The organism is Parvimonas sp. D9, from assembly GCF_035282565.1.
In the GTDB taxonomy this organism is placed as follows: Bacteria; Bacillota; Clostridia; order Tissierellales; family Peptoniphilaceae; genus Parvimonas; species Parvimonas micra.
On record NZ_JAYKBM010000112.1, the window covers coordinates 1 to 284 of the forward strand.

General features: G+C 43.7%; 1 protein-coding gene. It reads left to right on the plus strand.

What is annotated here, in order from left to right:
- The coding region (locus VJI94_RS08235; protein WP_324009003.1) for a hypothetical protein at positions 1-284 on the plus strand (284 nt) is incomplete at both ends.

Here is a 284-nt window from a genome sequence, read left to right on the forward strand (position 1 = left end):
GATCGCCTGGCAACGATTTGCCAATGGCGCTACACCTGCCAGCACAGGTATGAAAGGTGATCATTTTGTAGGTGATTATTATGTAAAATTCAATGACGCTTATAAAAAAGAAATCGACGAACTGGTAGCTTCCGGCATGAGCAAAGAGCTGGCTGAAAAAGAAGCCCCGATCATGAAAGATACCCAACAGATGTTGATTGATTGGGAAGCCGGCAAACCTGAAGTGATGGAATTATGGAGAACGATGAATGGCTGGGTATATGAAGGTTTCAACCAAACCTATC